Annotated in this window: 23 protein-coding genes and 1 pseudogene; 20 read left to right on the top strand and 4 right to left on the bottom strand. The window is 35.4% G+C overall.

What is annotated here, in order from left to right; genetic code table 11:
- Positions 1 to 9: 9 nt before the first annotated feature.
- From F952_RS11615 to F952_RS11575, 9 genes and pseudogenes are all read left to right on the top strand, one after another.
- Positions 10 to 651 carry a DUF2460 domain-containing protein gene (locus F952_RS11615; RefSeq protein ID WP_004927683.1) on the top strand — a complete coding sequence of 214 codons (642 nt, stop codon included), beginning with the start codon at positions 10 to 12 and terminating at the stop codon, positions 649 to 651.
- The gene (locus tag F952_RS11610; protein WP_004927679.1) at positions 648 to 1505 is read left to right on the top strand and encodes a DUF2163 domain-containing protein; all 858 of its coding nucleotides are present in this window, start codon (positions 648 to 650) and stop codon (positions 1503 to 1505) included. The genes F952_RS11615 and F952_RS11610 overlap by 4 nt, the downstream gene beginning before the upstream one ends.
- Positions 1506 to 1568: 63 nt before the next feature.
- Complete coding sequence (locus F952_RS11605; RefSeq protein WP_004927674.1) at positions 1569 to 3719, top strand: CotH kinase family protein; 2151 nt, start codon at positions 1569 to 1571, stop codon at positions 3717 to 3719.
- 11 nt (positions 3720 to 3730) lie between these two features.
- On the top strand, positions 3731 to 5362 hold the full coding sequence (locus F952_RS11600; protein ID WP_004927671.1) for a BspA family leucine-rich repeat surface protein: 1632 nt from the start codon (positions 3731 to 3733) through the stop codon (positions 5360 to 5362).
- Positions 5359 to 5550 (top strand): hypothetical protein, encoded by a 192-nt coding sequence (locus F952_RS11595; RefSeq protein WP_004927669.1) that lies wholly within the window; start codon positions 5359 to 5361, stop codon positions 5548 to 5550. Before F952_RS11600 ends, F952_RS11595 begins: the two co-directional genes overlap by 4 nt.
- Before the next feature lie 64 nt (positions 5551 to 5614).
- Positions 5615 to 6034 carry an NlpC/P60 family protein gene (locus F952_RS11590; RefSeq protein ID WP_004927667.1) on the top strand — a complete coding sequence of 140 codons (420 nt, stop codon included), beginning with the start codon at positions 5615 to 5617 and terminating at the stop codon, positions 6032 to 6034.
- A gap of 2 nt (positions 6035 to 6036) precedes the next feature.
- Positions 6037 to 8526 (top strand): phage tail protein, encoded by a 2490-nt coding sequence (locus tag F952_RS11585; RefSeq protein ID WP_004927665.1) that lies wholly within the window; start codon positions 6037 to 6039, stop codon positions 8524 to 8526.
- 80 nt (positions 8527 to 8606) lie between these two features.
- A complete protein-coding gene (locus F952_RS11580; RefSeq protein WP_026056851.1) occupies positions 8607 to 8978 on the top strand; it encodes a hypothetical protein in 372 nt (123 codons plus the stop codon).
- A gap of 74 nt (positions 8979 to 9052) precedes the next feature.
- A pseudogene (locus tag F952_RS11575) lies at positions 9053 to 9550 on the top strand (NlpC/P60 family protein); the annotation flags it as partial.
- Positions 9551 to 9622: 72 nt separating this feature from the next.
- Here F952_RS11575 and F952_RS11570 read toward each other — a convergent pair.
- Together F952_RS11570 and F952_RS11565 are read right to left on the bottom strand one after the other, a co-directional pair.
- Entirely contained in the window at positions 9623 to 10216 is a 594-nt protein-coding gene (locus F952_RS11570; protein WP_004927658.1) for a LysE family translocator, read from the bottom strand.
- A gap of 326 nt (positions 10217 to 10542) precedes the next feature.
- Positions 10543 to 10806 carry a hypothetical protein gene (locus F952_RS11565; RefSeq protein ID WP_026056850.1) on the bottom strand — a complete coding sequence of 88 codons (264 nt, stop codon included), beginning with the start codon at positions 10804 to 10806 and terminating at the stop codon, positions 10543 to 10545.
- Between the two features lie 274 nt (positions 10807 to 11080).
- On the opposite strand from F952_RS11565, the gene F952_RS11560 reads away from it, so the two are divergent.
- Positions 11081 to 12454 carry an alpha/beta hydrolase gene (locus tag F952_RS11560; RefSeq protein WP_004927654.1) on the top strand — a complete coding sequence of 458 codons (1374 nt, stop codon included), beginning with the start codon at positions 11081 to 11083 and terminating at the stop codon, positions 12452 to 12454.
- Positions 12455 to 12702: 248 nt separating this feature from the next.
- Positions 12703 to 13617, top strand: coding sequence for a DUF6387 family protein (locus F952_RS11555; RefSeq protein ID WP_011182437.1), 915 nt, complete (start codon positions 12703 to 12705; stop codon positions 13615 to 13617).
- Between the two features lie 135 nt (positions 13618 to 13752).
- On the opposite strand, the gene F952_RS11550 is transcribed toward F952_RS11555, so the two are convergent.
- Complete coding sequence (locus tag F952_RS11550) at positions 13753 to 14166, bottom strand: Arc family DNA-binding protein (RefSeq protein ID WP_004927650.1); 414 nt, start codon at positions 14164 to 14166, stop codon at positions 13753 to 13755.
- Positions 14167 to 14283: 117 nt separating this feature from the next.
- Between F952_RS11550 and F952_RS16885 the strand changes: the two genes are divergently transcribed.
- The 8 genes from F952_RS16885 to F952_RS11515 all read left to right on the top strand — a co-directional run bounded on the left by F952_RS16885 (position 14284) and on the right by F952_RS11515 (position 19555).
- Complete coding sequence (locus F952_RS16885; RefSeq protein ID WP_004927647.1) at positions 14284 to 14442, top strand: toxin-antitoxin system HicB family antitoxin; 159 nt, start codon at positions 14284 to 14286, stop codon at positions 14440 to 14442.
- Positions 14439 to 15164 carry a phage antirepressor KilAC domain-containing protein gene (locus F952_RS11545; RefSeq protein ID WP_004927643.1) on the top strand — a complete coding sequence of 242 codons (726 nt, stop codon included), beginning with the start codon at positions 14439 to 14441 and terminating at the stop codon, positions 15162 to 15164. Before F952_RS16885 ends, F952_RS11545 begins: the two co-directional genes overlap by 4 nt.
- Positions 15165 to 15238: 74 nt before the next feature.
- Complete coding sequence (locus F952_RS11540; RefSeq protein WP_004927641.1) at positions 15239 to 15559, top strand: hypothetical protein; 321 nt, start codon at positions 15239 to 15241, stop codon at positions 15557 to 15559.
- On the top strand, positions 15556 to 15807 hold the full coding sequence (locus tag F952_RS11535; protein ID WP_004927639.1) for a hypothetical protein: 252 nt from the start codon (positions 15556 to 15558) through the stop codon (positions 15805 to 15807). The genes F952_RS11540 and F952_RS11535 overlap by 4 nt, the downstream gene beginning before the upstream one ends.
- A 257-nt stretch (positions 15808 to 16064) precedes the next feature.
- Positions 16065 to 16778 carry a TIGR04255 family protein gene (locus F952_RS11530; RefSeq protein WP_004927637.1) on the top strand — a complete coding sequence of 238 codons (714 nt, stop codon included), beginning with the start codon at positions 16065 to 16067 and terminating at the stop codon, positions 16776 to 16778.
- Complete coding sequence (locus F952_RS11525; RefSeq protein ID WP_004927635.1) at positions 16778 to 17104, top strand: hypothetical protein; 327 nt, start codon at positions 16778 to 16780, stop codon at positions 17102 to 17104. The genes F952_RS11530 and F952_RS11525 overlap by 1 nt, the downstream gene beginning before the upstream one ends.
- Before the next feature lie 17 nt (positions 17105 to 17121).
- On the top strand, positions 17122 to 17754 hold the full coding sequence (locus F952_RS11520) for a hypothetical protein (RefSeq protein ID WP_004927633.1): 633 nt from the start codon (positions 17122 to 17124) through the stop codon (positions 17752 to 17754).
- A gap of 1354 nt (positions 17755 to 19108) precedes the next feature.
- On the top strand, positions 19109 to 19555 hold the full coding sequence (locus F952_RS11515) for a BLUF domain-containing protein (protein WP_004927632.1): 447 nt from the start codon (positions 19109 to 19111) through the stop codon (positions 19553 to 19555).
- Positions 19556 to 21522: 1967 nt separating this feature from the next.
- Here the strand turns inward: F952_RS11515 and F952_RS11510 are convergent.
- Complete coding sequence (locus F952_RS11510; RefSeq protein WP_004927626.1) at positions 21523 to 21786, bottom strand: hypothetical protein; 264 nt, start codon at positions 21784 to 21786, stop codon at positions 21523 to 21525.
- A 190-nt stretch (positions 21787 to 21976) separates the two neighbouring features.
- Between F952_RS11510 and F952_RS11505 the strand changes: the two genes are divergently transcribed.
- Entirely contained in the window at positions 21977 to 22444 is a 468-nt protein-coding gene (locus F952_RS11505) for a BLUF domain-containing protein (protein WP_004927624.1), read from the top strand.
- The last annotated feature ends 271 nt before the right edge of the window (positions 22445 to 22715 follow it).

Here is a 22715-nt window from a genome sequence, read left to right as displayed (position 1 = left end):
GGAGGAACCATGTCAGATGTATTGTTTCCTGAATTGCCAGGATTAGAGTGGGATCTTAGAAAAACTCCTGTATTTAATACTAAGATTATGCAATCAATAAACGGCCGAGAACTTCGTGCTAGTTTTCAAGCTATACCAAAATATGAAATCAGCATGTCCTTTGCTTTCTTAAGAGAGAGTAAAGGACGACAAGAGTTACAACGTCTGGAAAGTTTCTTTCTTGAGCGTCGTGGTTCATTTGATTCTTTTCTTTTTAAGATGCCTGAAGATCACAATTTTGAATGTACGTTTGTAGGTGATGGAGCTACAACAACATTCCAGCTTTATAAACAAGCCTATAATTTAAAGATCCCTATTTTGCATACAGAATCACTTGGCAAAGTGTTGATGTGGAATGCAAATGACCAAACACTGATGTGGAGCACCGATGATCAAAGATTGATGTGGTCAAACGACTTTTATCAAATCACGAATGATGGTCGTGTTGTTTTTAATAGGCTTTTAGCAATGGGTGAATCAATTACTATTTCAGGTACATTCTATTATCGATGTCGTTTTAAAGATGATGCTCAGGAGTATACGCACTTTATGGCTAAGCTTTGGAAAGCATCTAAAGTTGAAATGATTGGTTCGCTAGGAAATAAGATATGAGACAAGTATCAGACAAAATGGCTGCATTGCTTGAATCTAATCAGTTTGTCATTGCAGAACTTTATACAATAACCACGATACAGGGTAATGAATATCGCTATACCAATTATGATTATTCATTAATCGTTGATGGAAAAGCATATTTGTTCAACGGGCCTATTATTGAGCGAGACAGCTTAAGCTATAAAATTGGCATCGAGCTAGATAGCTTAAGCGTAACAGTGAGTATCAATGATGATGTGATGCTCGATTCTTTGCCGTTTCTTCAAGCTGTTCACAACGGTCAGTTGGATGGCGCAAGATTTAAACTCGAAAGAGTCTTTATGGATCCTGAACATCCGTTTGATACCAGTGCTGGTACGATTAAGTTGTTTGATGGATTGATTGTTGAGCCTGATTTTACTCGTACAGCGTTGCAGTTTTCAGTCAAGCCTGATCTTGATGTTTTGAGCGTACAAATGCCGCGCGACTTGTATCAACCTTCATGTAAAAACACTTTGTTTGATATACGCTGTAGTTTGAATCGTGAAGAACATGCTGTATTTGCAACTGTTGAAGATGATTCAACTTTGAGCCGTATTGTATGCACCATTGCCAAACCTCAAGGCTATTTTACACAAGGGGTGGTGGAATTTACTGCTGGCTTAAATGCAAGCCTCAAACGTACGATTCGACTTCATGAAAATGGATCATTGCTTTTGACCTTGCCATTGACACAAATGCCTGAAATAGGTGAAGCCATCAAGGTTTATCCTGGTTGTGATAAGACCATGGATACCTGCAGTATCCGCTTTAATAATCTTGAACGGTTTCGTGGGGAGCCTTTCGTGCCAGTGCCTGAAACCGCCGTTTAATTAATTATATTTTTGAATCCAAGCCTCGCATTTGCGAGGTTTTTTGTTTTGAGGATAAGATAAATGACTTTACCAGATGCAAGTCAGTTCAATTCACCAACTGTGACTGAAAATCAATACAAAGAAGCACAAGCTCAGTTAATTGACCATATCAAGACGCTTGCTGCAAAAACAGAAGTGGTTGAAGCCGTAGCGCCTAAAGCTGATCAGGTGTATGTCGAAAATGCACTTTCATCTTTTCAAAATGGTGCCATCAAAACTTATCCGACTTTAGCAACAGCAAATGCAGATATTGCCAATATTGCTTTAAATACCAAAGTTTCAGTTTTGAGTGAAACTGATGGTGGTGATTATTACAAGGCTACTGCAGATGCGACGAGCTTGACTAAGAGTCCTTATGACTCAGTAAAGCAATCAAAAGACTACACAGATCAGTTATTTAAAAAATACTTTAATGTCGTTACCAATGATCCAGAATTTTTATTAGTTGTTACTGATAATGCTGGCAATCGATTATTAGCAATTGATCGATCGGGCTATACGCATTTAAATTTAACACAAGAATATACTGATACTGTTAAACCATCCGACACCACTTATCATAGTTTAGTTTCTCTCTTGAGCTTGTTGGGTAACGTTACTACAGATCCTGAAAACCTATTTATCGTATCCGATGCTTCTAAAAATACGCTACTCAAAATCGGTCGTGATGGCATGATCAGTGGTAATTTTAATATAGGCTATAGTGATTTATTAAATACACCGCAAGCACCTTTACAGCTCGGTTTAGAAGATTCAAGCGGCATTTCAAATCCGTATCTGTTAAAAATTTCTGATTTATCAGGGAATATTTTATTTGCGATTTTTAAAGATGGGACTGTTGATATTCCATATTTATCAAGTTCAAATCTCCAAGTAGACACTATCAACTCGGTATTGAGTGTATTAGAGCAGAATGCCTCAGCTAAATTGACAACAAAGACTAAAGTAAACGTTACGCGTCAGGGATATATGCGTCTCAAAGTCGAAGCTTTGAATTTTCCAACAGATATCACTGGGCAAATAGGAACCAAAGGAACCGTATTATTTTGCAACCCCACTGAGACTGAGCAATATCTCAAATGTAACGTAGAGATGTTTGTGCAAGGGGCAAGCTCTGCAAATGACTTTAAAAAGGGTTATACATTTGATTTATATAATTCAAATGGCGAGGAATTAGGTGTCAAGTTTGGGGACATGATCTCTTCAAGTAGTTTTCATCTGAAAGCGTTTTATCGAGATCCGACACATACGCGAGATCAAGCGGGTTACCGATTTTGGAAAAGCTTAGCTGAAACACTGGATTATCCGTACTGCAAAATAAATAATTCTGTTTATGCGCAATCAACGACTCGTAGCGATAAAGCAGAATTTACTTTTGATGCGAAATATTATCCCCATGGCTTTCCCGTTGAAATTTATTTGAATGATACTTTTCACGGTCTATATACACTTCGTTTGAAAAAAACACGTGAAAACTATACTTTAAATAATGCCGATTTAAACCACATTTTTTTAGATAACGCTGAATATAGAGCGAGATTAAATACATCATTTAATTATGCGCAATGGGAAATCAAATCTCCGAAGATGAAAGGTTATAGTGACCAGGGTCCTATTCCAGCGACATTTCCCACGGTTCAAGCAGCGATAGATAATCTTTTTAATTTCACCAAAGGTTTATCCGCAAATTATGCCAATCATGCAACTGTTTTAAATCTGCCTCACTGGGTGCTTTTCTATATCCTCGCTGAACTCACAGGACACTGGGATATCGATGGTAATAACTACAATATCTTTACCTGGGATGGTGTGCATTGGTCAATCTTACCGTATGACATGGATCTGACGTTGAACTGGTATAGGAATTCTGGAGCCACGCAAACTGGTTTTTTAATTAATGTAGATATTTGGCAGACGTTTAGAACAGTTTACTCAAATGAAATCAAAGCCATGTGGACTAAATTCAGAAATGAGAAAAGTTTAACCACAGAAAAAGTGGTTAATACCTATAGAAATGTCGCAAAGGATATACCGCGAGAGGTTTATGTCGCAGATAAAGCGAAATGGGGCCTAGCTACAGATTTCACTGGGAATGATTACCCGAACATCGAGCAGATTTATCGATATATCACTGCACGTATAGCGTATCTAGATTCGCAATGGTTAGCATAGGAGTAAATTAAATGAGCCAAACCTTTATCATCACGACACCCGACAGTGTCGATACAACAAAACGAGTATTCCCGCAAGCTGGTGTCTCTAATCTGAAAGTTATCAAAAACGGTGATTATCGCAAAACTGGGTTCTGGATGCATGGAACTACTGTTATTGCTAGTCATCCTTTGAAAATAGTGGGGGGTAAATTCACAGGGTTATTAAGTGCTGGCGTAATCCAGAATACTGTACCGAATGTCATTCCAGTTATCGATTCAACAACAGTGACGTTACCAAATTCAACATGGATCTATCTAGAAGTCACAGTTGATGATAATAAGCCATTCGCATTTATTACGATGGAATACTTTGTAGGAGATATTTGTGTTGCAGGCGGTACCGAAGACACCGAAGCATTAATCGATTATTCAAGTCGGCCATATTTTGTGGGCAGTCTAAACGGGATGTTCTCAAATAATCGCAAGATTAGATATGATTTGACGAAATGGAATGTTAATCCCGTCACAAATATGCAAGCTACGTTCTTTAATAATATTAAGTTCAATCAAGAAATCGGTAGCTGGGATGTATCGAACACAAACGTGTTTAGACAATGTTTTTCAGGTGCAACTTCATTTAATAAACCACTATTGAATTGGAATGTTTCAAAATCTATTAGTTTTTATGGAATGTTTGCGGGTTCCACATCGTTTAATCAAGATATTGGGTCTTGGAATGTTGCAACAGCTACAGATTTTACTGCGATGTTTATGAATGCGACATCTTTCAATAAACCGCTGTCGAACTGGAATATGTCCAAGGCTTTTTTGACGACAAATATGTTTAGAGGCGCCACATCGTTCAATCAAGATATTGGGTCTTGGAATGTTTCTAACGTTTCGAATATGACAAATATGTTCGATAGTGCATTGGTATTTAATCAAGACTTAAACAATTGGAATGTTAGTAATGTGAATGATTTCACAGGCATGTTCAAAAATGCTAAATCATTTAATAAACCCGTTTCAAACTGGAATATGTCTAAAGCGACATCGATTAACGGAATATTCTACGGTGCAACACTATTTGATCAAGATGTGAATACCTGGAATCTATCAAGCTGTACATCGTTCGGGTCTGTGTTCAGAGAGACCTCATTCAATAAATCATTGTCGAATTGGGATGTTTCTAAGGGAACTGAGTTCGGTGGGGTGTTCTGGTTAAACTCCAAGTTTAACCAACCATTATCGATGTGGAATGTATCATCTGCTACTAATATGCCTTATATGTTTCAGCAGGCGACAGCGTTCAATCAAGACATTAGCAACTGGAACATATCTAAAGTCACGGATATGAGCAATATGTTCAATGGCGCGACTTCATATAATCAAGACTTATCTGTTTGGTGCGCGAAGTTTAATATCAACGTAAATTTAGCAAACTTCTTAGATAACAGTGGGATCTCAGCAGCGAACTACAGTGCATTTTTAAACGCATTATGGACTGATGTTGGTACAACTCGTCAAAGCGCATGGGCTGCACGTGCAACTGCAAAAATTTTAGGTGCAGCGAATTTAAAATACAATTCAACTGCGACAACGGCTCGTGCAAGTTTGATCGCGAATGGCTGGACAATTACTGATGGAGGGTTAGCGGCATGAGCGATTACACAATAGAAAACGGTCAATATCTTAAAGTCACTGACAAAGACACTGGTGATTTAATTGGTATTTTTGAAGTGTCAGACGGTAATGTGCTATCAACCATTCATACAGTCGAAACTGTAAGTGAAGAAGAATATTTAATCTATGTGACTTCAAAAGAAACTGAGCTTGATCAAATCGAATAGACATACATTTGTTTAATCATAAGCCGCAGTTTGGGCTTTTTTATTGCCAAAACAAGGTGATTCAATGCAAAAAAATCAACTTGCTGTTCAAGAAGCTCTGACATGGCTCGGTACACCATACCACCATCAAGGTCGTGTCAAAGGTGTCGGCACAGACTGCGGTATGATCATTCTCGAAGTGTTTCATAAGCTTGGAATGATGCCTTATGTCGATCCACGGCCTTATCCGCCTGATTGGCACCTTCACCAGATGGAGCAACGATATCTCTATTGGGTAGAGCAATTCTTCTACAAAGTTGATGAGCCGCAACCAGGCGATATCGTGCTCTATCATTTTGGAAAATGTATCAGTCATGCGGGCATTATCACCGAGTGGCCCATGATGGTGCATGCTTATTTAAAGCAAGGTGTCATTCTCTCGGATGGCACAAAAGGAAGTTTAGCCCAGCGAATCGTCGGGTTTTATCGTATTAAGGGGCTGTAAAAATGAGTGGATTATTTAAAAGTCCGACAATCAGCACTTCAGATACACGTATCAATTCGATGCGTGTTCAAACCTCGGCGTATGGCGTGCCGCAATACTTGGTATATGGAAAAAACCGTATCTCTGCAAATATGTTTTGGTATGCAGATTTCAAAGCAAATGCACATACAACGACAACCAAGTCAGGTGGTAAAGGCGGCAAAGTCAAAACCCAGAATACAACTTATACCTACTCTGCATCGCTCATGCTTGGTTTGTGTGCCAATAAAGTCAGAAAGATCGGTTTAATCTGGAAAGATAAAGAACAGATTATCGATAAAATTGAAAGCGGTATAACTTTCTCACCGATTGATCAACTCGGGTTTGAATTCTTTGACGGTGACAATAATCCCAAATGGGGATATTTACAGACCTATCATCCAGATCAAGCATTAAACTATCCATTTACCGCTTTTGTGGCTGCTTCAAATTATGATATGGGTGATAGCGCAAGCCTTGCCAATCATAGCTTTGAAGTTGTTTCAGATATCACGTTATCAGAAACGGTGCATGATGCGAATCCTGCGGATGTCATTCAGGACCTAATTACTAATCCATTATATGGTGCTGCACCTGACATAGAAATTGATAATCTAGCCGAGTTCAGAACTTACTGTGCAGCTGCCAATCTTTTAATTAGCCCTGCAATCACAGAGCAGCGTCCCGCACATGAAATCATTAATGAGATTGTGGAAGCGGTGAATTGTGCAATCGTTCCGAGCGTTGAAGGCCTTAAAATCAAAACCTATGGTGATGCTGCAATTACGGGTAATGGCGTGACTTTTATGCCAGATCTAACGCCCGTCGCGCATCTAACTGATGATGATTTTATGGATGATAATGAACCTGTTCGCGTACAACGAAGTCGTGATACTGATGCTTTTAATCATGTTCAGCTCGAGTATGTGAATCGTCATAATCAATACAATACAGAAACGGTTGAAGCAAAGGATCAAGCGAATATTGAGATGTTTGGCTTACGTACTGAAGACAGCGTAAAGCTCAATTTCTTTTGCGTACCAAAAATAGCGCGTCATGCTGCTCAGCTACGTTTACAACGCTTATTGTATGTTCGTAATACCTATCAATTTCGGCTTGGTTGGAATCATTGTCGCTTAGAGCCGATGGATATAGTGACTTTGACTGATCATTCATTGGGATTGAATCAGTTTCCTGTTCGTATCACTGCAATCGAGGAAGATGCGGACGGCTATCTGGATGTGTCTGCAGAAGAGTTGGCCGTAGGTACACGCTCAGCAATCGAATATGACTTACAGTCTGCCGATGGCTATCAAGGGGGGAGTGAAGAACCAGGCGATGTGTTTGCACCAGTTGTATTTGAGCCACCACTCGATTTGACCAATGGTGATAATCAGCTTTGGATTGCCGTAGCAGGCGGTTCGGATTGGGGTGGTTGTAATGTATGGGCTAGTTTTGATAATGCGACTTATGAAAGCATTGGCACAATCTATGGATCAGCACGATACGGCAATTTGGTAGATGGGATTAATGCTAATTCAACAGCACTCAAAGTACAGTTGAATACATCTAATAATCAGATGTTCTCAGGCACAGTGCTGGATGCACAGGCAGATGCAACACTTTTCAGGATCGGCGATGAATATGCCAACTATGTTGATGCAACATTGCTTGGCTCTGATTTGTATGAGTTATCTAATGTAATCCGTGGACGCTTTCAGGATCCGATAGCACATGCTGCAGGTGAAAACTTTGTGCGACTCGACAAAGCAATTTTTCGGTATACATTGAATAAAAACTTAATTGGTAAACCGATCTACTTAAAATTCACCAGCTTTAATGGACTACAAGCCAAAGAGCAGGGACTGGATGAAGTAGCAGCGTATACATACACGCTTAATGGTGGACTACCGGCGAGTGTATTAGGTTTATCACTTCAATCTCCATTTATTGGCACATCATTTAAGATACAGTGGCAGCAGGTACAGGGTGCTGCAAAATACATTGTTCAAGTCTGGTCCAACGGTGTGAAGCTTCGTGAAGTTGAAACCATGAACGTAGATTATTCATATTCAATTGAAGAGGCTAACATTGATGGCATTCAACGCGCTTATACCATTCGAGTGGCTTCTTATGCCAACGATAAGATGAGTAGCTTCACTGAATTAAATATTAGTAATCCCGTACCAGCACAACTTAGCAATGTCCATGCTTCTGCAGGAGCAAATTCAATCACAGTAAATTGGGATCCTTCGGATGCACCTGATCTGAAAGATTACGCAATCTGGCTGAGTAAGACTGCTGGCTTTAATCCTGAGACTATTCAGCCAAAATGGTCTGGAGCTGAAACAGCAACGACGATTACAGGACTGGATACAACGACCAACTACTATATTCGTGTGGCTGCACGTGACAAATGGAAACAGGCAACGTGGAACTATTCAAATCAGATTAACGTTACAACAAGCGATTAGCAGTACTTCAACAACGAAGCCGCCAATACTGGCGGTTTTTTATTGCCTTGAAAAAGGAGATAAACATGGGAACAAATTATATGAATGATCCGATTTCACTTAAAAGCCTACCATGGCTTTTAAAAATTCTTGCTGCAATCGTTGGGGCCATTTTTGCATTAACCCTTTCTGGCGATATTGATACACAAGGAAGAATCAAGATTACACCAGGTGTGATTATGAAGTTCGCCTTTAGCGTTTCAATCAGTCTGTACGGTGGATCTGCTTTCATCGAATACTACGAGCTGGGCATGTACTCCCATATGGCCCAAGGCTTTGTCATGCTGATCTTTGCGGTATTCGGCATGCTCTGTATCGGTATTGTTTATCAAGCCGTGCAGTTAATGAAGGGTAAATCACTTGCTGAAATTGTTCTCGAAGTCAGGGAAACATTCAGGTCGATCTTCAAATAATCACAAAATTATCTCGTGCTCACTTTCTGTGGGCTTTTTTTTATCTGGAGAAAAGTAAAATGAGTCAATTTCCTGAATTAGGCTGGATTGCGGAAGCTCGCAAGCATATTGGTCTGAGAGAAATCAAAGGCCCAAAACATAACTTAACGATCGTGGGTTGGCTGAAAGCATTGAAGGCATGGTGGACAGACGATGAAACGCCGTGGTGTGGCACATTTGTCGCGCATTGTTTACAGACCGCTGGTGTGAAATACCCAAAAAACTGGTTCCGAGCACTTGCTTATATCGATATCGCGTATGGTACCAAACTTAAAAAACCTGCCTATGGTTGTGTAGCAGTAAAAACCAGACAGGGCGGTGGTCATGTTTGTTTTGTGGTGGGGCGTGATCAAAGAACAGGTAAACTGGTATGTCTGGGAGGGAACCAGTCAGACATGGTTTGCTTTGCGCTCTATGCCGAGTCAGATTTTGAGGCATTTATGTGGTATGGCCAAACTTCTCAGCCTGCACAGCATCGTTATGATCTGCCTGTACTTTCTGGTGTGACTGCAGTTAAAGTGAGTGAAGCTTAAGGAAAAGCACCCTTTAAATTAGACTAAGTGTCCAACTTTCGGGGTGCAGTTCATAGTGAGGGCTTATAAATTTTAAAATGAAGTAAGAGCTGAATAGCTTAATGGCATCGAGAAACTAATGAGTACAATTGAAGCAGTACGTTTAAGGTTTTTCTGATTTAGCCAAGAAATACGATTAGAAACTAAAACCGAACCAATGAAAATCCAGAAAGTTGCAATAGGGAGAATTAGGCTTAGAAATGTACCCATGTGCATCAAATAACTATGTGATGATGTCCAACTTGCTGCAGGGAAGATAGCTGAAGCAAATAGCAATGCTTTAGGATTAAGTAAAGTTGCACAGAATAAAGCCTTAACAGTGATAGACGGCTGATTTAAGTCTGCATCAATGGTAGATGTCTTCCAAAGCTTGAGAGCTAAAAAAATAATGTAAGTTGCACTCAGTAATTTCATGATTGGCGGAATCACTGGGAACTTATCTGCAATCGAATCAATTAAAAATCCCCAAACTGAGATTGCAATAAGATAACCGAATGCTTCGGCTGGAATCAGTTTAAGAGATTTACGAATTCCAGATTCAATACCTGAAGAGGCTAGGAGCGTATTAGTAGGCCCTGGCGTTAACAAAATTGTGATCACTAAACTAACAAATAGCCATGAAATCATATAAATTCCTTCTTATTTAGAATTGGTAAGATGTTCATGTAAAAGTGTTGAGTTGTCGATCTTTTAGATGTAAGAAGAAGTGTGCAGAATAATATAAGATGATTTTATTCAAATATTTATGAATTATACGTTGATTGTAATGTGAACAAGTTGTGAAGGAAAACTTTATTCTAATGGGTTGGAATTAGATGTGATTGGCAATTTTGATAAAATTTTTCTTACATCTATACAATCAAGATTAGTAGGCTGAATTTAAATAATGAAGTGTTTTTAATCATTCATATTTTAAAAATGTATCAAACAATTCACACACTCACCTAGTCAGTTCATGAATACCTAATTTTAGTTTTTTTGGTTAAAATCTTAATAACTTTAAAAACTTGATTACCCAATTTGATCTTTTGATGAACACTTGCATTATCAAGCTGATCCCATAACTCGAACGGGAAAAACTCGGCACTATGGTCATATACCCATAACCATTGGTGGGTATTCGCGATTGTTACCTCATCAAAACGAACATCTTGAACCTTGACAATCTTAAACTGTTGGTGATGTTCATCTTGAAGAATAATTTCATGATTCTCCACTTTATCCCCCACGACTTAAATCCAAGGATTAAGTTTACTAGATTTGACATTGTTTACCCAATTATATAGAAATTGATAAATAATTGGCCCGAATATGAGGTTAGATAAATATAGATATTAGGTAAGATTTAATAAATAAAATCATAGCTATAGACAATATAAATATTTAAGCATAATTTATAAGTTATGCCTTTTACCCTTCTTTAATATATGAATATTTTAGATATTAGAAGCAAGGCTACTATTAAATAACATTTATAATCGGGGGAGAAATATGAAAATTATTTTACTATTCACATTATTTTTATTGTTGGGTGCTTGTTCGTCTATCCCGATTGATAAAAATAAATACTCTAAAGTTGATAAGGATAAGCTTAAAAGCCACTTGATATATATTAATAAAAATGGAGATTTAATTGATCCATATTCAAAAAAAGTGATCAAAGATGTCAATTTATATGTTAACAATATATTTGAAGATTATCAAAAATCAGGTAAACCTAAAATCACGATGTTCATTCATGGAGGATTAAATACTTTTCAAAATGCTACTGGAAAAGCGAACCAAATTTTGAGTAATTATGATGATGAAGAAAATTACATCGTCTTAGTCGGGTGGCAGGCAGGTCCTTATACTAATTATCTTGATCACTTATTTTTTATAAGAGGTGGAGAAAGAAGACCTGTATTAGGGCCTTTAACATCTCCATTTATTTTTATAGAGGATACAGCTCGTAGCGTAGCACATGCGCCAAGAGCAACGACAGAAGCTCTTTTAGCTCAATCCTCAGTACCTATTCGCATTGAGAGTAAAGAAGAAAAAGCGTATTACACTAATAGGGCAAATCTTGAGATGATGCCCGAAAGTGAAAAACTACATATTCATACAACGGGTGAAACAAGAGGATTGAATTTTAAAAATATATCATCCCTTGCGAACCCGATTAAGTTTGTAACGGCACCTTTGGTTGATGGCTTTGGTCATGGCACATGGGATTCACTCTCTCGTAGAACTGAATTATTAATTACTAAAGACTCTGCTTTTATCAGAAAGCGAGATGCAAAAACTGCTTTAGAAAAATTTTTGGATAAAGTCGATAGAGATTCATCTAAACCTGAAGTTACCCTTATTGGGCATAGTATGGGTACTATGGTAGCGAATAATATTCTGATGAGGAAACCAAACTTAAACTATAAAAATATTGTTTACATGGGGGCTGCAGCATCACTTAAAGATGTTGAGAGTAATGTAGTACCTATTTTAAGAAAAAATCAAAGCGTACAATTTTATAACTTGTCTTTAGATCCATATAGAGAACTTTCTGAATCAACTGCATTCGATTCAGTACCAAGAGGTAGCCTGCTTATTTGGATTGACACGTATTTAACTACGATTAAATCTTTTACAGATCGAACGTCTGGTGGATGGTTTAATATGGTAAGAGCAGCTGATACCATATTCCCTGATTCGGTGAAAAATCAGGTTCATTTAACAAAGTTTGGTTTTGGCGCTGGTCCTCAAAAGCATGGTGAATTTGATGAATATCATTTTTGGAAACATGCTTACTGGGTTGGTAACGAAAAATGCGGTCTTGTTCCTTTAGATCAGTTAATTGATACTAAATGCGAGAATCAAGAGATGAATTAAAAATTTTGGATCTATAGATATCTCATGAAATTCAAGCTGGTATCAGGGTTTTGAGAGATATTATTATGACAATTTTTACATGGTAGATGGTCGCTGTTATACGTTTGTTCATTAAGTCTTAGTATTTTGGTTAGACCCACTTCGGTGGGTTTTCTTTTACCTAGAAAATCCCCCAAACAATACAACACCTTACCCTTAAATTCTACCCCACAAGTCGGGCAAGTTGGGGTATAGTTTTACGAGTCATATTGTCGAGTTCAATCACTTTGAGAAAGCTAATAAAAAATACGGATGATTTACCAAAAGTTTTCGATATCAATAAGTACAATGATATGGACAAGCTATCTGCTTTTGAGTGGTTTTTCTTGATACAGTCTAGATTCTTATTACATGATATTTTAGAAAATGGTCTTTCTAATTGGATCGGGACGAATAAATTAACAGATACAGAAGAACAAGAAGCAATGACCTTAATAGTTGCATCTCATTTAGAAAAGCCTTTGAGTTTGGATTTGTTTGTAAAATATAAAAAAGATAATAATGAAATAATAGATTTAGAGATTTCAAGTTCTGATCATTATAATTTTATGTACAAGCATTTACCTGTGAATGAATTGTATGAAGATGAGTTTGAAAGTATCCAACTAATGATTAAAAATAGTGGAATAAAATTAAAATATACAGGAGAAGATAAGCCATTTTCCCCAGTTATGGATATTTTGAAGTCTCACTTTAAATTTCATGTGAAACAATATGATTATCCAATTACTATAAATCCTTATTATCCAGATCACGTTATATTTGGAGAGTTTAAAAAAATATTGGCTCAAATTAGAGAAAAACTCGGATTTAATGAAAAAAACAAATCTTTATCTAAAAAAGATTTATTAAATTGGGCATCATATAAGCTATTGCCATATATGGATTTAAAAATTCTTGAGTTAGCTGAAAATATAAAAATAACAAATGCCATAATCTGCTCAGTTTTATATAAGAAAGGTGAGTATGGTGAGGATACATTAAGAAAAAGCGTAGAACCCATCAGAAGAAAGATATTAGATCAAATGGTGTTTGATGGTGCGGATGATGTTACCGAGCTTAGTATTATAGATGCTCTAAGCTATTTAGCTTATGAAGATGTAAAAAATATGGAAAAAAGTTAAGTAAAATATTTCCGGAAAATTTTGGTTATTAATTACTTCGGAATTTAAGAAATAGTTCAATTTCCTTTTAAGCTTTGAAAAACAAACCCATACTAGCCTCATCACCCACGATGAGGCTTTTTCTATGAATGTAACTTATTCTTCTAGATTTTTAGGATTATTTAATAATTCTAAAATCGCATCTTTATTATCTGCACTATCAAAAGGCAACAATTTTTCTTCAAGGCTTTTTATTAATTTATTGATCTCATTGAATAGAATTTTATATCTAGTCTGTTCATGCAGTAGATCTGGGAATGGTTCTTTTTGAAATGCGTTGCCTAAGTCCATAATTGCAGCGTGATAAATAGCGGCTTGAGCACGTAGAAAAGCAATTAGATATCCATGTGCAAAATCAATTTTATTTGATGTAAAACTTTGAAATGATTCTTCGAGTCTAGCAACCACATCAGCGTTAATGGATCTACCTAAATTCGAAGCAGATTCAGTAATTTTGTCTTTTAGCTCTTGGGGAAGGCGTACTTTTAACTGTGGATCTTCTCTGCTCATAGGGATAAACCATAAAAAATTAATCTTATTTTATAGATCACGGTGGTATTGACAATAGAACCACGGTGGTTTAAATTTAATTCATATGAACCACGGTGGTTCTAAATTGGAGCAATAATGAAAAAAGTAAAGACAGTAGACGTAAAAGTTCGCCTCAACATTGAGCTACATCAAAAGTTAAAAGCGAAAGGGCAACAAGAAGAACGCTCAATGAATTATTTAATAAATAAAGCAGTTGAGTTACTGGTTAATCAAAGTAAGGAAGTAAGAACATGAATGCAATTGCACCTTTGCAAACACAATCTATCAATAGTTTAGAAATTTCCGAATTGGTTCAATCACGTCCTGATAAAGTAAAACAATCTATTGAACGTCTTGCAGAAAAAGGGGTTATAACGCTTCCCCCAATGGTGGAAACGTCATTTTTAAACTCAATCGGGCGTAAGCAGAACACTACTGTATACAAATTCACTGGCGAACAAGGCAAACGAGACAGCATTATCGTAGTTGCTCAACTTTGCCCTGAATTCACGGCTCGTTTGGTAGACCGTTGGCAAGAGCTTGAAGCCCAAGTTGCAAAACCTGTTGATCCTATGCAGGCACTGTCTGACCCAAATATTTTACGTGGGTTATTACTTGGGTACTCCGAAAAAATGGTTGAACTGGAGCATAAAGTTGAAGTCATGCAGCCGACTATTGATGCTTTTGATCGAATTGCAACTGCAAATGGAAGTCTATGTTTAACTGATGCAGCTAAAGCCTTACAAATGCGTCCTAAAGATTTTATTTCTTTTCTGTCTCAAAAGCAGTGGATCTATAAGCGTACTGGTTCAGCTCACTATGTCGGTTATCAAGACAAAGTACAGGCGGGCTTTTTAGAACATAAAGTGACAGAAGTAACGCGTGGTGATGGTTCAAACAAAATCACAGAGCAGGTGAGAGTCACCCCAAAAGGCTTAACCCGACTTTCCAAACTATTAGGTAACAACCATGTTTAATTCAGGCAATAAAAAAGCCCTTGAGTCGTCGAAAACAAAGGGCTTTGGATTGTCAACATTAAGGAATATCAACGATGAATAGTATGACTCAACTACAGAACAATATCAACTTCACTGCATTATTAAGCTTTGAAGAAATCCAGGCATATGAAACCGATGAGGTCGGCATAATGCGCCGTATGACATTGGCGACACTCACAAGATCATTTGATGAACTCTTGGAATCTACATTACAAAGTGAGCAAGAGGCCGAGGTATTTTTAAACTTACTCGATTGCTCAGCCAATTGTGTTGAGTATCTCAAAGAAATGCTGCAACTGGCAGAACAGGCAAAAGAACGGTTAGGAGTTGTTGGACATGCGTACCTTGAGCAACAACAAGGAGCATCCAAATGAATATCGTCATGAAAGAACCTATCGCCGTGCTAGAAGCTGATCTCAAGCACATGATTGAGATAATGTCCTACGCCAGTGACGTTGCCGAGCAGTTGAATGTGATGTGCAAAATCATAGAGGAAAAGGCGGATAAACATGGAGATATTAAGAAACTGGCTCATGTAGCGCGTTGCCATGCAGAAAACTGGGCAAATGTTTTTGATGTGGACCGTGAGGAATATCAGAACAAATATTTTCCTAAAAAGTGATATTTACCACCTTCGGGTGGTTTTTATCATTAAGCGACAATATTTAACGCAGTTGAGAATTACAAGTCTTGACATTTTTTAAAATTAAAAAATATTTGAGATATTGCACATAAGTATACTAAGCGATATTATAACAATACACCCAGATACATACCTACTGGGTGTTATTGTATGTATTGATTTAAATTTCGAGTCTTGTTGGTTATGAATTTGACTATATTCAGCGCAAATGTTATTGAATTGTAAGGAAATTACTGTTGAATCCATTAATTGAAGCCATCTTTGAAGTTAGGTTTTTACCTAAACTCAATTTTGCAACAGAATTATTGATAGCTATTAATCAAGTATTTTCCGATCACTTAAGTATCATTCATGCTGATGGATTGCAGATTCCTAACGATTTAAAATTACAGCAAAATGATTTTTATTACACACCTTCTTACAAAATTAACTATTCTTCATTTTCATTGTTAGTTGCAGATGGATCTATTGTAATATTGAAGAATGCTCTGGATGGTCAATATGAAGGATGGAATATCTTTAAAGAACTACCTTTACAAATTTTAAATATTTTAAAGTCTAAAAATCCTTTGGATCAAATACAGAGGTATTCTTTAAAATACACTAATTTGATTAGAAATGATTTGTCGTTGAATGATTTAAATTTTACTCTGAAAATTGGTGAAACTGCGTTGCAAGACGATGCAAAACTAGCATTAAAAACAGAATTGCACGAAGATAATTTTATAATCATGACAGATATTGCTTCTCATGTAGAACTTAGGAATATCAGTGATGTTACTGGAAAAATAACAGACTTAAATGGAACTTTGCTTATTATTGATGTAATTAATAATAGCGGAATACAGAATCCAAATGATGCAGAGCATGAATTTATTCGTGTTCTTGATATTATTCACGATAAAGTAGATTCAATATATAGAACTATTTATAATAAAAGGGGATGCTAATGACTAATTTGAATATACAAAAATCTATTCCACCTACTCTAACTGGAGTTATGTTGGTGACCGCTTTTCTAAGCAGCTCATCTGTAATTAGTCAGTCTAACCACTTGAGTTTTAAGGATTCATCTGAGATATTTCCAAAAACACATTACGTGGATTTGAGTAAAACGCCAGAAACTTTTTCTGCGGTATCTTATGCCACAAACCACGGGGAAGCTTTATTGGATGACTTAATGATGGATTTTTTTGAAAAACTGTCCTATGAGTCAAAGCCACTTGATCCCGAGTTTGCTAAGATTTTATCTGACAATATTTTAGAGTTATTTTAAATTTACAGGAAAAAAATGTGGATGCTACTGATGATTTTTCTCAACTACTGCCAGGTTATTTAACTGATGAAACTCGAAAAAAATTAGAAGTAGCATTAAAAAATTTTATTAAAAATGGAAAAATAACTCAAGATCCATTTAGTTCATTTAAAAATGATTTTTTTTTACAAGGGGATATTGTTAGTGATATTCCCTTTCCATACTTTAGTGATAATAAATACACCACTCACGTTGTTCCAAGATGCATAATTTTAAGTAATACTTGTGATATTGATGTTAATAATCCCAGAGATTTACCAATGGACTGTTTATTAGCTCCTCTATTTGATATGCAAAAAATTGAGAATATACTACTATCCAGTGGTGCATCTGAAGAAAAAATAAAAAATCTTACTGAGGACATTAAAAAATACAGAGTTACTAATCTTTTCTATCTACCTATAGATTCAAAAGGCAGTTATGCTCCCGACGAAAAAGGTTATGTTGTTTCATTAGATAAAACTTTTTCAATACCAAGAAAACTTATTAGTATTGAACGACATATTAAGTCGTTAAATCAATTTTTTTCTTACTTATTCACATTTAAACTTTCTCTTCATTTTTGTCGTTTCCATGACAAAGTTGATCGAGATGAAAATATATGCTATTGATTAAAATGCAGTAATTTATTCTTTGTATGTAATACTCAAACCACAAACCACAAACCACCTTCGGGTGGTTTTTTATTTAATCTATTAAAAAATCATCAACTTTAAATTAAGCTTTTAATTATTTTTTAAAACAGGTATAAATATAGCTCAATAACAATTAGATCATTATTCTCTCTACCTTTTAGATATGAAACTTCTCCTTACATAAATTTATCGACACCAATTTGACACCCATACTTCTTAAATAGCTGAATTATAAGCTTAAACACTACGTTGACATCGTAGAGGTTTCCAGTTCGAGTCTGGATATGCCTACCAAGATAATGTTAAATCAGTAACTTAAACCTCCCCTCATCAGGTGGGTTTTTTGTTTTAGTAGGTACTTTGAGGAACTCAGTCTTGTCTTAAAGTGGATAAGTCTAAAAAAACATCAGTTGTAAGACGCTGTTATTACCTAAAACTCACCCTAGTTGGCTTCGGTTCTTCATAGACAGAAATATAATGATCTGTCATTTTACGGTTACATGGCCAGCCAATGCCTGCGCATATGCCTTGCCATATTTTTGGGTAATGTTGTAAACACTCTGTGCTCGCAAATCATGAAATGATGGTCGCTGTCTTGGTTCAAGATGCTCATACACTTCAGACAAATCCCGATACTTTTGGAATTGCTGGGTTAAGTGATTTTCGGTGACTGCAAAAGGATGTAACTTGGCAATTCGGTTATGCTCTGTGATTAGCTCCGAACGGGTGGCGATGAGGTGAGAGCAGCGCGGGCGAAATCAGCTTTCAATACAGCTTTATTGTATAGAAGTTTAGGGAATAAATGTTTCATTTGAAGTCCATCAATACTTTTTTTATGATGGCTGAATAAGGACTTACGTACAACTTTACGCAATAAAATCATTCCAGATTAAATTAAAAATATGGTTTACAGCAAAGAGCCCTTTTTAAAGAAGGTTTTTACAGTTCAAATTCAATGATTAGAAATGAATGTAAAACGGACAGATATGTACTCACTCAAATAGAGAAAATATGTATCAATTTGCAATAGAAATGTTGGTTGGCTTTCACCTTGTATTTTTTAAATGATAATCAATAACTTATAAAAACAGTTAATAAACATAAAAATAAATTATCAAGTATTTGATTTTATTTAAAATATTATTAAACTTGCTACGGGAAACCCTAAATCAATATTTGTTAAATTTATTAAAAAAAAGAAAATTTTCCATTTAAGTCATTACCTATAAAAGATGTTTAGAGTATTCTTTAATGGATTAAAATTGCAAATCCCTTCAGCAAGTATTTGTATTGTTTTAATTTTTTTAAATTATTATATATCGAGACAAGTATGAGCGATGCAAGAATGCTGTATGTGAGTAAGTTAAAAGAATGCGATAATCCAATGAATGAATTATTTAATATTTTAACTGAAGCATTAAACTTTAATACCCCAAATTCTATTTGTGGTGCACTCTATTATGGAAATGGCTATTTCGTTCAGTGTCTTGAAGGTAACAAAATCAAAATTAATGATCTTTTTCATAACAAAATCTTAAGTGATCCTCGTCATGAAAATTGTGAATTAATGTACTGTGAAGACATCACAGATAAATTATTTTCTAAATGGCATATGAAATATGCTATTTTCCACAAGGATATAGTTAATTTTTTCTCTGAATATAATATTGATGAATTTAATCCATATACGTTGTCAATTGATAATATTCCTGAATTTATTAATTTACTTTCTAAACAAAAGGATAGCTTTTATACGCTTAAACCAAATAATGTTTAAACTTAAGTACTAAAATATAGGTTAAATATAATCCTTTATATTTAATTTGAAAGTGGAAAATTAGTTTTCCACTTTTATTTTTTAATACCTTTTTGACATCATGAAAGTCCGCAGCTTGAGTCTGGAAATTTCTACCAGTACATAATCTTAAATCAGCAGCGAAGAGCTAGCTTGATACCCTAGTTTTTTTAGTACTATTTTGAAAAGACTTAGTCCTATTTTTATGTGAATAGGTCTAAAAAACGATCATCATTACAACGCTGTTTTTACCTAAAACTGACTCTGGTTGGTTATGATTCTTCATGATCTACAATGAAGGCAGTGCAACCGAAATAAGTTTTCAATACATGCGATTATCGTTTCTGCTAATTCTGGACGCTTAGCAACGTGTAGTAATATCAATTTTATGACTGTATTAAACTTTTAAGAAGTCCAGCAATATGAAACTCAGGATATCGAAACAATATACCGTTTGGTATTGACGATACTCATGAAAACATTTGATGAGTTATGGGAATTATACTTCAAAGTGAACAAGATGCAGAAGAAGTGTTTCTTAACTTGTTCGTTTGTTTAGCTAATGGTGTTGAGTGTCTCAAACATATATTGAAACTCGCAGAATAGACAAAAGTGCAGTTAAGGTCTATCTGGCGCGACTTAACTAAAAGGAGCAGCTAAATCAATATTATCATGAAATAACCTATCTCAATCGCTGTATTAGAAATATATCTTTAGCAGTTTATAGACTTAATAAGATTAAATACTAAGCTAATATATAGTGTGAGTATACGAGAATCTTTGCTCAAAGATATTAATGCTGTAACTAATAAGAAGCACTTGAGCCGATCTACTTTTCTATTTTTACAGATATCATGAATCATATGAATATTGTTAAAAACATTCATAAAGAAAAACAAGTATTGAAGTTTTTATAGTTATGCTCCAAGAGCAACCCGCGAACACAGATATCACTCAACCCAATGAGCAATTGTTTAATTAGTGAGGCACTTAGGTGATTGAAAGAGAACCATGCCACAGGTATATAAAAAAATAATGATTTTTAGGAATATAACAGTCTTAATAATTCCTTAATAGTGATGAGCATAATTTTAGTTTAACATTTGTAAATCATTCGCAAAATACAATGATCTCGTTATCTTGTTTTAGCTTCAAACAGAGCGTAATTTATGAGCCTGATTCTAAAAGTGTTTTTTGGGGGGAACATGGATGAGACTCTAGGCGTGTTTATATTTTACTTGTTGATATTGTTTGCATTATCTTCATTTTCTTTGTTATTTTACCGATTTGATCTAATTTTTATTGTAGTTGGACTTATCCTAGTTATTATTGCATTTTTATTTAAGTCTGAATTCAAACTTAGAGTATGCTTTTGGAAAAAAACATGACTACATTCTAATTTTTGATGTGAAACAAAGGCCGTCTAAATGACGGTTTTTTAAGTTTAGATTAATAATAGAAATTTCTTTTTGTTAAACTATAGTAAAAGAAGCATCATTAAAGTCTCAACCAAAAACTAGGTTGTGCACGAAACTCTTGTTCTCGATAGACTAAATTTTGTACTCCTCAGAATGGTGAAAATGAACCAAATTGATTTTTCGCCATCCTCAGCATCTATTGTTTAAATTTCGACATATTATTGAGGTACATTTATTCTCTTCAAATTATTGTAATGTGTGTCATGGTCATATTTAAAAAGTCTGTTTACCAATGGTCACAGTAAACACTGAGCAAAGTGATGCTTAGGTTTATTTCTTTGTTTTACCTTAATATGTTAAATCTGAGTTTGAAGTGTTTATAGGGTATGACCAAATTGCTCTGGCTGTCGCTTATCATTATGATTTGCCAGTTGTCTTTGATATGACATTCATTAAATGAGGTGAAGCCTAAGCATACCTTCAGTCGAGGATTCTTTACTTGATACGCAACAAATTACTCTGGCCATTTAATTAAGAATATCTAACTTTTGTTTTCTTCTTCAGAATTTTAACAATTTCAAAAACTTGATTATCTAATTTTATGTTTTGATGAATAATTGCATGATCAAGTTGATCCCATAACTCAAATGGAAAAAACTCGGCACTAAGATCATAGACCCATAACCATTGGTGGGTGTTTGTAATTGTAGTTTCATCAAAGCGAACATCTAGAACTTTGATAATCTTAAACTCTTTACTATGTTCGTCTCGAAGAGTAATTTCATGGTTCTGCATTAAACAGTCATACTTTAACGACAAGCTATAATTTTACAAAATTAAATATTTTTTGGCTACTTGCCTGGATCACAGAAAGTAAAAATTTAGTCATTCTAACAAAACACACAGTTTTTCATAAAAGTGTGGTTGTAACAATTGTACTCGGATGTCAAAATATACAATCAAAATCGATTTTCGAGTTACTGCTATGAGCTTAATAGGCTTGATGTATGCAAGTAAGACAAATAGTGAACATAGTCAAATTAAACAAGATTTAATGGATATTCTCACAGAGGCCATTAACTTTAATTCCCTTAATGACATTACAGGGGTGCTTTACTATGGCAATGGCTACTTCTTACAATATCTTGAAGGTGAGAAACATCAAGTCGAGTCATTATTTCATCATATGATTTTGAAAGATCAAAGACATCATAACTGTGAAATTATTTTCTCGAAACCATCGGAAAATCGATCCTTTGAACGTTGGAGCATGAAGTTTGCACCAATCAACATGAAGATCAAAGATTTTTTTAAGCAGCATCATGTGGATGAATTTAATCCATATCTGCTTACTACAGACTCTATTCCTGCGTTCATTAAATTACTTGCCGATCAACCCAATCTTAAAGTAAATGAATATCAAAATTCTAATCAGCAAGCTGATATGCATTAGAATTGATGTACCTGTTTAATATATAGCTCTTTGTTAAGGGCTTTATATTTAAGGAAAAATTTTTATTCATTACTCACTTCAAGTACCATCCATTCAAGCCACACTTTATTTTATGTATCTTTCATATGTGTAAAGAATTTTTTAACTTTCTGTTTTTATTTAGAATAATCACATTTGGTTGTAATCGTTAAAATTAGTTTCATAGATAATTTAGATTTAATTTTCTGCTAGTTATATAGCTCAGCTTGATATAAGGTTACAGTAAAGTCAA

The sequence above is a fragment of the Acinetobacter baylyi DSM 14961 = CIP 107474 genome, assembly GCF_000368685.1.
GTDB lineage: Bacteria > Pseudomonadota > Gammaproteobacteria > Pseudomonadales > Moraxellaceae > Acinetobacter > Acinetobacter baylyi.
The sequence above is the reverse complement of the archived record's forward strand: the minus strand, read 5'-3'. Positions and strand labels throughout refer to the sequence as shown.

Excerpts from the sequence above, each read along its gene's own strand:
- F952_RS11560 (WP_004927654.1), top strand. The coding sequence starts at position 11,081 with ATGAAAATTATTTTACTATTCACATTATTTTTATTGTTGGGTGCTTGT.
- F952_RS11505 (WP_004927624.1), top strand. The coding sequence starts at position 21,977 with ATGAGCTTAATAGGCTTGATGTATGCAAGTAAGACAAATAGTGAACAT.
- F952_RS11510 (WP_004927626.1), bottom strand. The coding sequence starts at position 21,786 with ATGCAGAACCATGAAATTACTCTTCGAGACGAACATAGTAAAGAGTTT.
- F952_RS11525 (WP_004927635.1), top strand. The coding sequence starts at position 16,778 with ATGACTAATTTGAATATACAAAAATCTATTCCACCTACTCTAACTGGA.
- F952_RS11600 (WP_004927671.1), top strand. The coding sequence starts at position 3,731 with ATGAGCCAAACCTTTATCATCACGACACCCGACAGTGTCGATACAACA.
- F952_RS11595 (WP_004927669.1), top strand. The coding sequence starts at position 5,359 with ATGAGCGATTACACAATAGAAAACGGTCAATATCTTAAAGTCACTGAC.
- F952_RS11590 (WP_004927667.1), top strand. The coding sequence starts at position 5,615 with ATGCAAAAAAATCAACTTGCTGTTCAAGAAGCTCTGACATGGCTCGGT.
- F952_RS11615 (WP_004927683.1), top strand. The coding sequence starts at position 10 with ATGTCAGATGTATTGTTTCCTGAATTGCCAGGATTAGAGTGGGATCTT.
- F952_RS11545 (WP_004927643.1), top strand. The coding sequence starts at position 14,439 with ATGAATGCAATTGCACCTTTGCAAACACAATCTATCAATAGTTTAGAA.
- F952_RS11550 (WP_004927650.1), bottom strand. The coding sequence starts at position 14,166 with ATGAGCAGAGAAGATCCACAGTTAAAAGTACGCCTTCCCCAAGAGCTA.
- F952_RS11585 (WP_004927665.1), top strand. The coding sequence starts at position 6,037 with ATGAGTGGATTATTTAAAAGTCCGACAATCAGCACTTCAGATACACGT.
- F952_RS11540 (WP_004927641.1), top strand. The coding sequence starts at position 15,239 with ATGAATAGTATGACTCAACTACAGAACAATATCAACTTCACTGCATTA.
- F952_RS11580 (WP_026056851.1), top strand. The coding sequence starts at position 8,607 with ATGAATGATCCGATTTCACTTAAAAGCCTACCATGGCTTTTAAAAATT.
- F952_RS16885 (WP_004927647.1), top strand. The coding sequence starts at position 14,284 with ATGAAAAAAGTAAAGACAGTAGACGTAAAAGTTCGCCTCAACATTGAG.
- F952_RS11515 (WP_004927632.1), top strand. The coding sequence starts at position 19,109 with ATGAGCGATGCAAGAATGCTGTATGTGAGTAAGTTAAAAGAATGCGAT.
- F952_RS11570 (WP_004927658.1), bottom strand. The coding sequence starts at position 10,216 with ATGATTTCATGGCTATTTGTTAGTTTAGTGATCACAATTTTGTTAACG.
- F952_RS11610 (WP_004927679.1), top strand. The coding sequence starts at position 648 with ATGAGACAAGTATCAGACAAAATGGCTGCATTGCTTGAATCTAATCAG.
- F952_RS11605 (WP_004927674.1), top strand. The coding sequence starts at position 1,569 with ATGACTTTACCAGATGCAAGTCAGTTCAATTCACCAACTGTGACTGAA.
- F952_RS11535 (WP_004927639.1), top strand. The coding sequence starts at position 15,556 with ATGAATATCGTCATGAAAGAACCTATCGCCGTGCTAGAAGCTGATCTC.